This window comes from Nonomuraea sp. NPDC052634 (assembly GCF_040678535.1).
GTDB lineage: Bacteria > Actinomycetota > Actinomycetes > Streptosporangiales > Streptosporangiaceae > Nonomuraea > Nonomuraea fastidiosa.
Genome location: NZ_JBFATY010000002.1, coordinates 205830 through 219284, shown reverse-complemented (window position 1 = coordinate 219284; position 13455 = coordinate 205830). Strand labels below are relative to the sequence as shown.

10 protein-coding genes and 1 pseudogene are annotated in these 13455 nt (G+C 73.2%); 5 read left to right on the top strand and 6 right to left on the bottom strand.

Annotated elements, in window-relative coordinates:
• Nucleotides 1-6: 6 nt before the first annotated feature.
• The 4 genes from AB0K67_RS13625 to AB0K67_RS13610 all read right to left on the bottom strand — a co-directional run bounded on the left by AB0K67_RS13625 (nucleotide 7) and on the right by AB0K67_RS13610 (nucleotide 7177).
• Nucleotides 7-924 carry an NADP-dependent oxidoreductase gene (locus tag AB0K67_RS13625; protein WP_364058192.1) on the bottom strand — a complete coding sequence of 306 codons (918 nt, stop codon included), beginning with the start codon at nucleotides 922-924 and terminating at the stop codon, nucleotides 7-9.
• Between the two features lie 139 nt (nucleotides 925-1063).
• On the bottom strand, nucleotides 1064-4990 hold the full coding sequence (locus AB0K67_RS13620; protein ID WP_364058189.1) for an AAA family ATPase: 3927 nt from the start codon (nucleotides 4988-4990) through the stop codon (nucleotides 1064-1066).
• Nucleotides 4991-5450: 460 nt separating this feature from the next.
• Entirely contained in the window at nucleotides 5451-6773 is a 1323-nt protein-coding gene (locus AB0K67_RS13615) for an MFS transporter (protein WP_364058186.1), read from the bottom strand.
• A 95-nt stretch (nucleotides 6774-6868) separates the two neighbouring features.
• Nucleotides 6869-7177, bottom strand: coding sequence for a hypothetical protein (locus AB0K67_RS13610; protein ID WP_364058183.1), 309 nt, complete (start codon nucleotides 7175-7177; stop codon nucleotides 6869-6871).
• A gap of 413 nt (nucleotides 7178-7590) precedes the next feature.
• On the opposite strand from AB0K67_RS13610, the pseudogene AB0K67_RS13605 reads away from it, so the two are divergent.
• From AB0K67_RS13605 to AB0K67_RS13585, 5 genes and pseudogenes are all read left to right on the top strand, one after another.
• Nucleotides 7591-7854: pseudogene (locus AB0K67_RS13605) on the top strand (Dabb family protein); the annotation flags it as partial.
• Between the two features lie 243 nt (nucleotides 7855-8097).
• Complete coding sequence (locus AB0K67_RS13600) at nucleotides 8098-8550, top strand: (2Fe-2S)-binding protein (protein ID WP_364059546.1); 453 nt, start codon at nucleotides 8098-8100, stop codon at nucleotides 8548-8550.
• A complete protein-coding gene (locus AB0K67_RS13595; protein WP_364058180.1) occupies nucleotides 8547-9230 on the top strand; it encodes an FAD binding domain-containing protein in 684 nt (227 codons plus the stop codon). Before AB0K67_RS13600 ends, AB0K67_RS13595 begins: the two co-directional genes overlap by 4 nt.
• Entirely contained in the window at nucleotides 9218-9529 is a 312-nt protein-coding gene (locus AB0K67_RS13590; protein WP_364058177.1) for a hypothetical protein, read from the top strand. The genes AB0K67_RS13595 and AB0K67_RS13590 overlap by 13 nt, the downstream gene beginning before the upstream one ends.
• Entirely contained in the window at nucleotides 9526-11703 is a 2178-nt protein-coding gene (locus tag AB0K67_RS13585) for a xanthine dehydrogenase family protein molybdopterin-binding subunit (protein ID WP_364058174.1), read from the top strand. Before AB0K67_RS13590 ends, AB0K67_RS13585 begins: the two co-directional genes overlap by 4 nt.
• 123 nt (nucleotides 11704-11826) lie before the next feature.
• On the opposite strand, the gene AB0K67_RS13580 is transcribed toward AB0K67_RS13585, so the two are convergent.
• Both AB0K67_RS13580 and AB0K67_RS13575 read right to left on the bottom strand, forming a co-directional pair.
• Nucleotides 11827-12519 (bottom strand): TetR/AcrR family transcriptional regulator, encoded by a 693-nt coding sequence (locus tag AB0K67_RS13580; protein ID WP_364058171.1) that lies wholly within the window; start codon nucleotides 12517-12519, stop codon nucleotides 11827-11829.
• Between the two features lie 39 nt (nucleotides 12520-12558).
• Nucleotides 12559-13380, bottom strand: coding sequence for an alpha/beta fold hydrolase (locus AB0K67_RS13575; RefSeq protein WP_364058168.1), 822 nt, complete (start codon nucleotides 13378-13380; stop codon nucleotides 12559-12561).
• Nucleotides 13381-13455: the final 75 nt, after the last annotated feature.

Below are 13455 nucleotides of genomic sequence, written 5' to 3'. Positions count from 1 at the left end.
GGCCGCTCACGGGCGCACGCTGATGATGGTCTTCCCCCTGACCCGCTCGGCCGGGTCGAGGGCGGAGGGGGCGTCGTCCAGCGTCGCGACGGTCCCGATGAGCGGCCGCAGCCGCCCGTCCCGCACCCGCTGGGCGATCTCGCCGAGCCGGACGGGGTCGGGCACGACGACGAAGTCGATCGCCAGGCCGCCGGAGGGTCGCACCTCTGGCGGCCCCGTGACGGACACCAGCGTTCCTCCTGGCCTGACCAGGGCCGCGGAGCGCCGCTGGATCTCCCCGCCGATCACGTCCAGCACCAGATCCACCTGGCCGACGTCCTCCAGGGCGTCGTTGCCGAGGTCAACGAACTCCCGCGCGCCGAAGCCGAGCACCGCCTGCCGGTCGGCGGCGCGCCCGGTGCCGATGACGTACGCGCCGGCCTCGCCGGCGAGCTGGGCCGCCATGGAGCCGACACCGCCGGCCGCGCCGTGGACGAGCACGCTCTGCCCCGCCTGGAGGCGGCCGTGGTCGAACAGCGCCTGCCAGGCGGTCAGGCCCGAGACGGGCAGGCTCGCGCCCACCGTGAAGTCGATGTCGCCCGGCAGCGAGGCGAGATCGCGCGCCTCGACGGCCACGTACTCGGCGAGGGTGCCGTCGCGGTACCAGTCGGTGATGCCGAACACCCGCTGCCCCACCGACAGTCCCGTCGTGCCGTAGCCGAGCGCGCCGATCACGCCGGCCACCTCGTGGCCGGGGATCGCCGGCGTACGGTCGCGGCCGAGGCGATCGGCCCACGTCGACGGCCACTCCAGCTCCGTGGGAGTGAAGCCTGAGGCGTGCACCTCCACCAGCACGTCGCCGATGGCAGGCTCGGGCCGCGGCCGCTCCGCCAGGGTCATCCCGGCCCTTCCCGCGGCCTCGTCGGTCACCACGATCGCCTTCATCAGGCCACCTCCCCGTTCCCTCGTGGGGCCTCTACCCAGGCGCGCAGCGTGGTGACCCGGGGGCGGCGCGTCAGGCCGGGCCGCGGCTCGCGGATCGGCGAGCCGCTCTCCACGGCCTCGGCTGGCCGTATGCGGTGGCTCAGGGGGAGTCGCACGGGGCGGTTTCGGTGCCCGGCGGGAGCTGGGCCCGCTCCGCCGCGGTGAACGAGCGCCCGCCCAGAACGGCGCACAGGTGCGCGGCCCAGTCGTCCGGCGCGCTGGACAGGATGGACGCCTCATTGGCGTTGTAGAGCAGCTTCCTGCCCCTGTCGAACACGGTGAGGGTCCCTTCCGCGTCGCCGATCTTGGCGATGGAGAACGCGGGATTGTAGCGCAGCTCCGGGTTCGCCTTGCGGAGCTGGAGCAGGTCGAAGATGTAGCCCTGGGACGGGCCCTCGGGCCGCGTCGCCGTCGGCTGTCCCGACACCGGCAGCGACCAGGCCGTGAAGTGCTCGCCGGCGGTGCCAGAGTAGGTGATGAGGCGGGCCAGATCGGGGCTCGCCGCGACGGTGCCGAACGCGCCGTCGCCGGGGAGGAGATGGCTCCTGGTGGCACGGCCGAGCGTGAGGTCCCAGTGCTCGACCTCTCTCGTCTCCCGTTCGATGACCAGGGCGGCGGTGCCCTCGGTGTTCGGCAGCACGACCAGCGCCTGATCCGCGTCCCACGTCGCGCCGGTGGGAATGCGCTCGCTCAGGTCCACTCCGGCGAACGCCTGCCGCGGCGGCCCGGTGTCCCAGACGGTGAGCATGCCCCCGGCGAAGACGACCAGACGGCCGTTCGCGGCCGCGTGCAGGCTGAGCGGTGCCGGATCGGCCGAGCCGGCGGGCAGGCGCGCAGAGCCGATCGTGCGCAGGTCGGGCACCGACATCAGCGTCAGGTCGGGGGAGCCGGCCCTGATCACCGCGATCTCCTGACGCCCGGTCAGCGCGACCACCCGCGTTTCCACTCCGGGGTCCGAGCCGCTGTCCGGGGCCGCGAGCCGCTCGCTCACCAGCAGTTTCGACGCGGCGTCCCACACGCGCAGGCGGCCGTCGCCGTCGTAGGTGACGACGTGGCGGCCGTCATCGGTGACCGTGGTCTGGCGCACCGCGTACGGGTCGGTGCCGAGCGTGCGGGCGGCGGGATACCTGACCAGGCCGGGCCCGCCGACCGCCCAGATGCTCCAGCGGCCGTCGCGGCCGGTGACCACGTACGAGGGGGTGTACGTGGCGGGCGCGCCGATGATCCGCCCGGCCCGCAGGTCGATGACGACGTCCTCCACGCACAGCAGCCTGCCGCCGTGGCTCAGCGTGCCCGGCCTGCCGACGTTGCCCTCGCAGCCGCGGATCGTGAGGGGGAAGTCCGCGATCTTCGCGCCGGTGGTCAGGTCGTGGCTGCGCACCCGTACGCCGTCGCGGGTGCGGACGCAGCCGGCCACGGTCCTGCCGTCGTGGGCGAAGACGGCCGCCGTGCGCACCGTCCTGGCCGGGCGTGACCGTCCCGGCTCGAACACCAGCAGCCTGCCGTCGCCCAGGGAGGCCGACAGCCGCCCGTCGTCGGCGATCTGGAGCGTCTGCGCCTCGCCGGGCAGCGAGACGCCGCGCGCCCGGCGCCGTTCCAGGTCCCAGACCCGCACCGTACGCGAGCCCGCCACCCGGACGGCGAGATACCGGCCCGCAGGGTCGAGGGCGAGCAGCGCCTTCCCCTTGGGGATCTCCAGCGTGCCGAGCAGCTCGCGATCGCGGGGTCGCCGCAGCTCGACGACCCCCTCTTCGGTGGCGACGGCCAGCACGCGGCCGTCGGCGGAGAGCGCCGTTCCCGCCAGCGGCGACGACAGCGTTATCCGCTCCGGCAGCGCCGAGCCGCCGTCCGGCTGCCAGATCGCGACCCCGTGGCTCTCCTCCTGGACGACCACGCCGCCGTCCTCGGCGGCGAGGATGCGTTCCGAGGTGACGCCGGAACCGGCCAGCAGCCGTTCCGCGGCGGCGAAGTCGCTGTAGCGGTCGAACAGCACCCGCTGCGCCTTCTGCACGCCGGGGTCGGTGCGGTAGGCGGCCACCGCCTGCAGGGCCGCCAGGTCGGGGTTCGCCTGACCCTTCTCCGCACGGTCGGCCAGGGTCTGCGCTGCCGCGGCCCGCAGCCGCTCCTGCCCCTCCTGCTCCTTGTTCCGGTTCTGGATGAAGAGGAACACGGCGACGAAGACGAGGGCCACGCCCGCGGCCACCGCGACCTGCCACGTGCGCCGGGCCCGAGCCGCCCCGCGGGCGCTCGCCTCGATGAAGGCGCGCTCGTCCTTCAGCAGATCGTCAGGACGTTCCCGCAGCCATTCCCGTGCGGTTTCCAGGTCGGTGCCGCCCAGCAGCCGGGCGGGCTCGCGCTCGGCCGACCAGCGTTCCGCGGCCCGCCGCAGCTCGTAATGCCAGATACGGAACTCGCAGTCCTCCTCCACCCACTCCTTCAGCCGCCCCCAGCGGGTGATCAGCGACTCGTGGGCCAGCCGCAGCGTCCGCACGCCCTGCCGGTCCTCCGCGGCGACCAGCAGCCGGGTGGTCGCCAGCTCCTGGCCGAGCCGCCACTGCTCATCGCCGAGCGCGTCCTGCGGCAGCTCGGCGCAGGACGGGAGGTGATCGGGGGCCTGCCGGACCAGCCGCAGCAGCAAGGAGCGCGCGTGAGGGTGATCGGCGGGGGAGAGCTGCTCGTTCCAGACCTGCTCGGCGTAGGCGGCCAGAGCTCCCGTCACGCCGCCGATCTCCTGGTACGCGTCGTGCCCCAGCACGCCGCCGCTCTGCCGTTCCCACAGCAAGGTCAGGGCGAACTCCACCAGCGGGAGCTGCCCCGGTTCGTCGCCCGCGTCGTCGAGGATGCGATCGACCAGGCCAGGCTCGAACGCCACCCCGCGCTCACGCGCCGGACCCTCGACCGCCTCCCGCAGCTGATCGCGATCGAGCGGCGTGACCATGTAGGACGCGTCCCGCCGGAGCTGGGCGGTTTCGAGCTGGGCGAGCACGTCGTGGGAGTAGTCGATCCGCACCGTCAGCACCGTGTGCACGCCCGCCGATGGCGTCCGCAGCAGGGGCAGCAACGCGGACACGAACGCGTCGGAGTCGCCGGCCGCGGTGTAGATCTCCTCGAACTGGTCGATGACCAGCACGACCTCGTCCATGCCGCTGCGGGCCCGCACCCGCTGGACGACCTCGACGATCCCGCCGCCGGTCAGCGCCTGGGCCAGATTCGGCAGCTCGGCCATGCGGGCGGCCTCGCTCTGGTCGGGTTCGAGCGCCGGGAGCAGGGCGGCGGCCAGCGCGTAGACCGGTGTACGCCCATGCGAAGGCCGTACGGTGACCACGCACGCCCTCTCCCGGAGCCTGGGCACCAGCCCGGCCATGACCAGCGAAGACTTGCCGCTGCCTGAAGAGCCGTACACGACCGTGACGCCCGGCCGCGAGGTCCGCTCCAGCAGGTCCGCGACCTCCTGACGGCGGCCGAAGAAGACCTCGGCGTCGCTCTCCCTGAACGCCTCCAGCCCCCGGTACGGCGCGGGGGCCGCCGCCTGGGCCGCAAGGTCGCGCAGCAGCACGTCGGCGGGGATCACGTACGGGGCGCCTGAGCCGTCGGTGGTCAGGATGCCGATGAGCGCGTTCAGCTCCTCGTCCCATACGACGGCCCCGCTGAAGCCGGGCGTCAACTCGCGCGCCTTATCATCAACCTGGATCCAGCCGTCACCGCGCCGGCCGCGCAGCTCTCCTGGCGCCCATTTCCCGCCGCCGTGCGCGCCGGGGAAGCCCAGCACCCGGATGGAGTGGCCCCAGTGGTCGTCCGCGATGACCGGCCTGGCCGGCTGCGCGCCCTTTGGAGGCGGCTCGGCCAGCCGCAGCACCGCGACGCCGGCCTCTCCGTCCCACGCCGCCACCTCCGCCGTGATCGGCTCGTGCGCCCGGCCGAGCAGCGGGAAGTCCACTTGGACGGGCTCGTCCGGCCTTTCGCCGTCCTCCAGCCCCAGAGCCGCGCTGACGACGCGCGTGCAGGTCACCACGTCCCGCTCGCCCATTAGGCAGCCGCCACCACCGGACACTCCCATCGGGCCCCGGACGCGAGCGGCGGAAAGTCCCAGACGCACGCCTCGCCCGGTCCTCGGCGACCCGGCCGCTTCTGGGGTGGGCGGCGGCTCGGCGGCGGGCGGGGGCGGTGCGGCGACCTCCCGAGACGGGGCCGACGGCGGCCGGCGAGCATAGTAGATGGCCATGATCCCGGCCCACATCCCTGCGCCGCCGAAGAGCATGCCGAGCGGGCTGGACTTCTTGTCCACGACCTCAAGGACCGGGTCGGGCAAGGGCAATGCCATGTACACAGCCCCGCTCAAAGTCAGCGCCGCGGCTGATCCGATCAGGAAGATCCACGCGACCCGCTCAATCCACGAGCGCCGGCGTGCACGGCGTCGTTCCAGGGAAGTGGGCACAATTCCAGAGTGCCTCTCAGAAGATCTTCCGCGCCGGAAGATGGCGATCCTGTTATCCGGCCGCCACGGCCGGGACCGGCTGCGGCGCCTGGGCAGCAGCGGCACGGGAGCGCTCCGCGCGGGGGAGCAGCACGGCCGTGGCCAGGATGACGCCGGCGGTGATCCACCAGGCGGTGGCCAGGCCCAGGTGCGTCGCCACCCAGCCGAGCCCGGCCGCCGCCACCGCGCCTCCGGCCTGCAGGAGCAGCGAGTCGACCGACAGCAGCGTGGTGCGCTCGGCCGATGAGGCTCGCTGGTGCAGCATCTCGCCGCGGAGCAGCTCGCTGACGCCGCAGCCGACGTACAGGGTGACGTAACCGAGACCGGCGAGCACGATCGCGAAGGCGCCGCCGAGCGAGGTGGAGGCGGCGAGGACCGCGAGCGACAGCGCGGTCAGGCAGGTGCCGGTGATCGCACCCCGGCGCGAGCCGCGCGCCAGCCGGGCGGTGAGCGGGGCGAGTGCGCTGCCGAGCGCGCTGCCCGCGTACCCGATGGCGCCGACGGCGGCGTAGACCATGCCCGCGCTCTCCGGCTGCCCGGTGAGCTCCTGCAGCCGTCCGGGCGTGAAGATCTCGATGGCGTTGAGCACGACGCCCACGCCGGCCGCGACGAGCAGCAGCCTGGTGACGGCGCGTTCGCGCAGCCCGCTGCGCAGACCGGCGGTGATGGCGACCGGCACGCCGCGCAGCACGTTCCCGAACGAGGCGGCGCGCTCGCGCGGCGGCTCGGGCAGGGCCGCGAGCGTGACGGGGAGCTGCACGGCGGCGGCGGTGGCGGCCAGCAGCATGGGCACCGACAGCGGCACGAGCGGCCCCAGCGACCAGGACGCGGGCAGCACCAGCGGGACGATGCCGCCGACCAGCGTGCCCCCGCACAGCGCTATGGAGCCCATCGACGCGCCCCTGGCCAGGCCCGGCTTGAGGTCCGCGCCGGGGCCGTCGGCGGCGTGCATGGTGTCGACGTACCAGGCTTGGGCGGGACCGCTGGCCAGCGCCCGGGAGACCGCCTTGAGCACGAACGCGACGGCGAACAGCCCGAAGCCGGTCGCCAGGCCCATCAGCACCAGACCGGCCAGGGAGAACAGCGCGGAGGCCGCGATCGTCGCGCGGCGGCCGATGACGTCGGCGAGCCCGCCGGTGGGCAGCTCCAGGGCGACGACCGCGATGGAGTGGATCGCCATGACGAGTCCGACGGTGGCGACGTCCATGCCGCGCTGGAGCATCAGCAGGACCATGGGCGCTCCCATCAGCCCGGCGGGCAGCCAGGCGAGGAAGCTGACGAGCGCGTAACGACGGGCGGCGGTGCGAGCGGTGAGTGGCACCTTGGCGGCTGTCATGATGCCACCGTAAAACCGCAAAGCCTTTTTTGCAAAGGCTTTTTTGCGATCTTGGGACGGAAGGCGTCGCTCCGGGGAGCAGAGCGGGTCGGGGGCTATGCGGACAGCAGGACGGTGGTGAGCGCGGGCAGCTGGTCCCACCAGCGGTCGTAGCGGCGACACGGGTGCGGCTCGCGTTCGGCCAGCCACGCCACCAGGGCCTTCGCCTCGGTGGCGAGCCCGTCCCACGCCTCGTCCGGCGGCGGATGGAACGGCGCCGCCTCGTCCGGGCGCGGCGCTCCCCGCAGGTCCCACAGCATCTTGCCGCCCGGCCCCGCCACCTGCTCGACCTCGCCGTCCATGGCACGCAGCGCGCCCTTGACCCGGGCCTGCTGGACGAGCGCGAACCGCGCGATGTCCGCCACCGAGGCCGGTCCGAACGGGTGTCGGCGCGCAGGCCGGCCGAGACGATGGCCACGGCCTGCCCGGCCGCGATGATCTCGAACTTCTCCTCGGGGGGGCCTCGACGAGCGGGCCGTCCGGCGCGGACGCACCACGATCCGCTTCCGCTGGGGCTCGCCGACGGCGGCCACGCTCGCGGCGGGCAGCGTGCGGTACTTCCGCGACGGCCGGCGGCGCTTCCACGCCCTCCGCATCCCGCACGAGGGCCGCTTCGAGCTCCAGATCATCCTCGCCTGACGCGGGCCGGCGCCCCACCCGGGTATCGCTGCTAACGTGCTGCCGTTAGCGGCGCTTGACGTAATCAGTGATAACAAAATACTGTTGTCGATGCTTGCATTGATCCGCGCGCGCTCGGCCCGTACGGAGAAGGAGCATCATGATCTTTCACGGCAGCAGATTCACCTTCCGCGAGGGCGTGCCGCCGGACCAGCGGGAGGAGGCGCTCCGGGCCCTGCGCGAGCAGGGGCGGACCGTCCCGCAGGTGACCGCCTTCGTGGTCGGCCGCGACGTCGGCGGCGAGTACGAGTGGAGCGCGGTCTTCGCCGTCGAGGACCTCGACTCCTACCGTGCGTTCCTGACCCACCCGGCCGTCGGGTGCGCCGAGCGGGTCCTGAGGCCGCTGCTCGGCGCGTCCACCTCGTTCGACCTCACCGACGACGACGGCCCCGAGGCGGGCGCGGAGGTCGCCGAGCTGCGCCGGCGGCTGCTCGGCACGCCCGATGACTACGAGCGCGACGTGCCCACGCACACCCGCCGTACGGTGCTCAAGGCCGTCGCGGTGGGCGCGGCCGTGGCGGGAACGGGCCTGCCCGCGCCCGCCGCCGCGGCGTCCACCGCCGAGCAGGCGTACGCCGTCGCGCCCGGGGCGTCGGTCGAGGTCTCGCTGACCGTCAACGGGCGGCCGCGCAAGGTCGTGCTGGAGCCGAGGGTGACGCTGCTGGACGCGCTGCGCGAACGCCTCGGCCTGACCGGCACCAAGAAGGGCTGCGACCGGGGCGAGTGCGGGGCCTGCACGGTGCTGGTGGACGGCGAGCGGGTCAAGTCGTGCCTGACGCTGGCGGTGATGCGGCAGGGCGCCGAGATCACCACGATCGAAGGGCTGGCGCGCGGCGACCGGCTGCACCCGGTGCAGCAGGCGTTCATCAGGAACGACGCCTTCCAGTGCGGCGCGTGCACGCCCGGCCAGATCATGTCCGCCGTCGCCTGCATCAACGAGGGGCATACGGGGTTTCAGGCGGAGATCCGCGAGTGGATGAGCGGCAACCTGTGCCGGTGCGCGGCGTACCAGAACATCGTCGCCGCCGTCGCGGACGCCGCGAAGGAGGTGCGGCGATGAGGGCCTTCGGATACACGGTCGCCCGTAACCCGGCGGAAGCGGTACGCGCGGCGGCGAGCACCCCGAACGCGACGTTCGTGGCGGGCGGCACGGACCTGCTCAACCTCATGCGCGACGGCGCGGAGGCGCACGACCACCTCATCGACGTCAACCGGCTCGGCCTCGACGCGATCACCCTCGGCTCCGGCGCGCTGCGCATCGGCGGCGCGGCCAGGATGCGGCAGGTCGCCGAGCACCAGGCCGTGCGGCGCGAGTTCCCGCTGCTGTCGGAGGCGCTGCTCGCCTCGGCGTCCCCGCAGGTGCGCAACATGGCCTCGATCGGCGGCAACCTGCTGCAGCGCACCCGCTGCGGCTACTTCCGCGACGCGGCGTCGCCCTGCAACAAGCGGGTACGCGGCAGCGGCTGCCCGGCGATCGCCGGGCACAACCGGGGACACGCGATCCTGGGCGGCAGCGAGCACTGCATCGCCACCCATCCCTCCGACCTGGCGGTGGCGCTGACCGCGCTGGAGGCGACCGTACGCCTGCTCGGCCCCGGCGGCGAGCGCTCCGTTCCCATCGCCGACTTCTACCTGTCGCCCGGCTCCACCCCCGACAGGGAGACGGTCATGCGGCAGGACGAGCTGATCACCGGGGTGGACGTGCCGCGCACCGCCCTGGCCGGGCGGTGCGCTACCTGAAGCTGCGCGACCGGGCCACGTTCGAGTTCGCGGTGGTGTCGGTGGCGGCCGCCCTGCGGACGACAGGCGGCCGTGTGCAGGACGTACGGCTGGCGTTCGGCGGCGTCGGCACCCGCCCGTGGCGGGACACCCGGGTCGAGGCCGCGCTGCGCGGACGGCCGCTCACCGTCCAGGCGATCGAAGCGGCGGGCCGGCTCCTGGTCAGGGACGCCAGGCCGTACGAGGCGAACGGGTTCAAGGCCGAGCTCGTCCAGCGCGCGCTGGTGAGCATCCTGAGCGAGCTGGGAGGGCTGCGATGAGCGGGCTCGTAGGGCAGGACGTCGCACGGGTCGACGGCCGGGCGAAGGTCACCGGTGCCGCCCGCTACGCGGCGGACCAGCAGGTGCCCGGCGTGCTGCACGGCGCGCTGGTCATGAGCACGATCGCCAGGGGCGAGGTGCTGGAGATCGACAGCCGGGCGGCGCTCGCGCACCCCGGCGTGGTCGCGGTCTACACGCACGCCGACATGCGGAAGCTGAACGTGCCGAACTTCCCGTACAACCGGCGCTTCATCCCCATGCAGGACGCGCGGGTGCACCACCAGGGGCAGCCCGTCGCGTACGTGGTGGCCGAGACCCTGGAGCAGGCGCAGGAGGCCGCCGCCCTGGTGAGGGTGCGCTACCGCGCCGAGGAGCCGGTCGTGCGGCTGGCGGACGTGCTCGACGAGGCGTTCCTGCCGCAGAACTTCCGCGACCGGCCCAACGAGATCAAGCGCGGCGACGCCGCGGCGGCCTGCGAGCGGGCCGAGGTACGCGTCGAGCGGACGTACAGCAGCCCGATGCAGCACCACAACCCGATCGAGCCGCACACCACCACCGCCGTCTGGGAGGACGGCGTGCTGACCCTGTACGAGAGCACCCAGGGCGTGATGTTCGTCCGCGACATCGTGGCGGCCGCGTTCGGCTTCGACAAGCCCGCGGAACGCGTCAGGGTCATCTCGCCCTACCTGGGCGGCGGCTTCGGCGCGAAGGCCCCCGTCTACCCGCACACGCTGCTCACCGCGGCGGTGGCGGAGCTCTGTGGCCGGCCGGTGAAGCTGGTGCTGACCCGCGCGCAGATGTTCACCTCCAACGGCCACCGCGCCGAATACCGCCACCACCTGCGGCTGGGCGCCGACAGACAGGGCGAGCTGACCGCCATCGTCAGCACCTCGACCGCGCAGGTGACCCGACTCGACGAGAACATCTACAACGGCAGCGACTCCGCGGTGCGCCTGTACGCCTGCCCCAACGTCCATGTGCGGCAGCTCGGCGTACGGCTCGACCTGCCGACGTCGAGTTACATGCGCTCGCCCGAGACGACCGCCCACTTCGGGCTGGAGACCGCCATGGACGAGCTGAGCTACGAGCTCGGCATCGACCCGGTGGAGCTCAGAATCCGCAATCACGCCGACGCGGACCAGCAGGCCGACCCGCCTGTCCCTTATGCCGACAAGCGGCTGCTCGACTGCTACCGGATGGCGGCCGAGGCGTTCGGCTGGGAGCGGCGCGATCCCAGGCCCGGCGCCACCAAGGACGGCGACGAGTACGTCGGCTGGGGCATGGCCACCGAGGTTCACACCCACAACGTCATCCCGGCCCAGACCCGCCTCGTCATCGGCACCGACGGGCGCGCCACGCTGCGGGTCGCCTCACAGGAGATCGGCACCGGCACCTACACCGTGCTCAGCCAGATCGTCGCCGACGGGCTCGGCGTGCCGCTCGGCCACGTCACGACGCTGCTCGGCGACACCGCCTATCCGTCGGCAGGGGTGTCGGCGGGCTCGTCCACGATGCCCAGCGTGGCCGGTCCCGCGGACCAGGCGGCGAGGCAGGCGCGGAAGGCCGTGATCGAGCTGGCCGTCGCCGACCCGCGCTCGCCCTTGCACGGCGTGCCCGCCGCCGAGGTCGAGGTACGGGAGGGCCGCCTCTTCGCCAGGGGTGACGGCGACCGCAGGGACACCTACCGCGACGTCATGAACCGTCACGGCCGCGCCATCGAGGTGGCGGGAACCGGGCAGAACACCCCCGGGCACTCGTTCGGCGCGGTGTTCCTGGAGGTGCGCATCCACCCGAGGCTGGGCAGGCTGCGCGTGACCCGGGTGGTGACCGCGCACGACCTCGGCCGGGTGCTCAACCGCCGCACCGCGCGCGGGCAGGTCATCGGCGGTGTGACGTGGGGGATGGGCTTCGCGCTGATGGAGCACACGATGGTGGACCCGAACACCGCGCGCGTCGTCAACCCGAACCTGTCCACGTACCTGGTGCCGGTCTGCGCGGACGTGCCCTCGGTGGAGACGCTGTTCGCAGACCGGAAGGACGGCGGCATGACCGGGATCCGCGGCTTCGGCGAGACGCCCGGGACCGGCGTGCCCGCGGCCATCGGCAACGCCATCTACCACGCCATCGGCCGGCGGCTCAGGGACGTCCCGTTCACCCAGGACAAACTGCTCTGACCTGCTTTTTCGCCCGCGGCGACGGGTGTGTGGACCCCTCTGCGCACCCGTCGCCGCGGCATGCGGGGACCCCGTGGCGCACCCGTGGCACGGGGTCTCCCGCGGCGCACGCGCCCGGGACCTTCAGCGGTCAGGCGCGTGGTTCGCGGCCCGGTCGAGGAGCTCCTCCAGCAGGGCGCGCTCGCCCGGCGTGTACAGCTCCTTCGCGTCACCGAGCACGGCCTTGAAGCCCACGGCCCGCTGAGCGACGTCCGGCGGGCCCGCGGGCGCGTCCGTGGTGACCGCCGCGAGCAGGGCGTCGCGCAGGCGGCCGGACAGGGACAGATCGCGCTCCTCCGGAGGGGTGCGGATGAGGTTGAGCGTCAGGCCCACGCAGGCCGCGTGGACCATGCCCATGGCCGTCTCGGCGCCGACCGCGAGCCGGCCCGCGACGGCGACCCGTTCGACGATCATGCGCAGCCGCGACAGCGCCTGCTCCCTGCCGATGTTGGACCCTGTTTGCCCGAACATGAGCAGGTACTGCTCAGGGTTCTCCAAGCCGAACTCGACATGGGTGTCCCAGCCGCGCCGCCAGTCGGCCACCGGGTCATCGGAGAACGGCCGGCTGTCCTTGCGGGCGAGGTAGCGCTCGAACCCGTCGGCCGCCACCGCTTCCAGCAGCCCGTTCATGTCGGTGAACAGGCGGTAGATCGTGGGCGCCTGCACGCCGGCCGCCGCGCTGACCGTGCGCGTCGTCACTCCCGCGCGGCCCTTGTCGCGCAGCAGCTCGGTCGTGGCGTCGATGATGCGCTGGCGAACCTCTTCCCGATCAGCCATGTAGCAACGATAACAGAAAAGCGATATCACCCATTTGGGTTACCGGCCGAGGGGGAGGAGCAGGGCCGCCAGCTCACCCGGCACGGACAGGAACGGCGAGTGCGAGGCGGCCAGCGACACGACGGAGGTCGGATTGCCGGGGAACGCCGCATCGGCCTCGGCGATGAACTTCCGCTGCACAGCCGGCTGGATGGCCATGTCCCGGGTGCAGACGACGTACGTACGCGGCACCGAACCCCAGCCCGCAGGCGTCAGCTCCGTCGTCCCCGTCATGATCCCGAACGGGCTGTCGGGCGTCAGCAGCGCGGTGGCGGCCTCGGCGACGGCCGGGTCCACGTCGCCGTAGAACGCCTCACGCAGCCCCTGCCGGTAGGCGGGGTCGTCCGTGGCGAAGTCGAGCCGCAGCGCGCCCAGCCTGGTCGGATCGCCCTGCACCAGCGGCGCCACCCGGTCGCCCGCGGCCTCGGGGATCCGCGTGTACGCCGCCGCCGGCACGCCCGACGCCGCGGTGACGTAGACCGCGTGCGCCACCAGGTCGGGGCTCTGCTCGGCGACCCGCGTCAGCACAGGCCCCGCCGCGCTGTGGGCGACCACCGTGACCGGCTCGCCGCCGCCGATCAGCTTGACCTGCGACAGCAGCAGCTCGGCCGCGTCGTCGAGCGTCACATCCGCCACCGGCGAGACCTCGGTGGCGACCGCCTCGGGATCGTACGGCTGCCGGGTGAACCACCGCGGATGGCGCGCGTACAGCCCGTGCCCCGCCATGTCCACCGCGACGGCCCGCCGCCCGCCGGCCACCAGATGGGGGACGACCTCGCTCCAGCACCACGAACCGTGCCAGAAACCATGGACTAACACCATCGTTGACATGAGTGCTCCCTGGACGATGCCCGTGCGTCAGGCTTAAGGGAATGGAACGGCGTGGAAAGCCGCGAC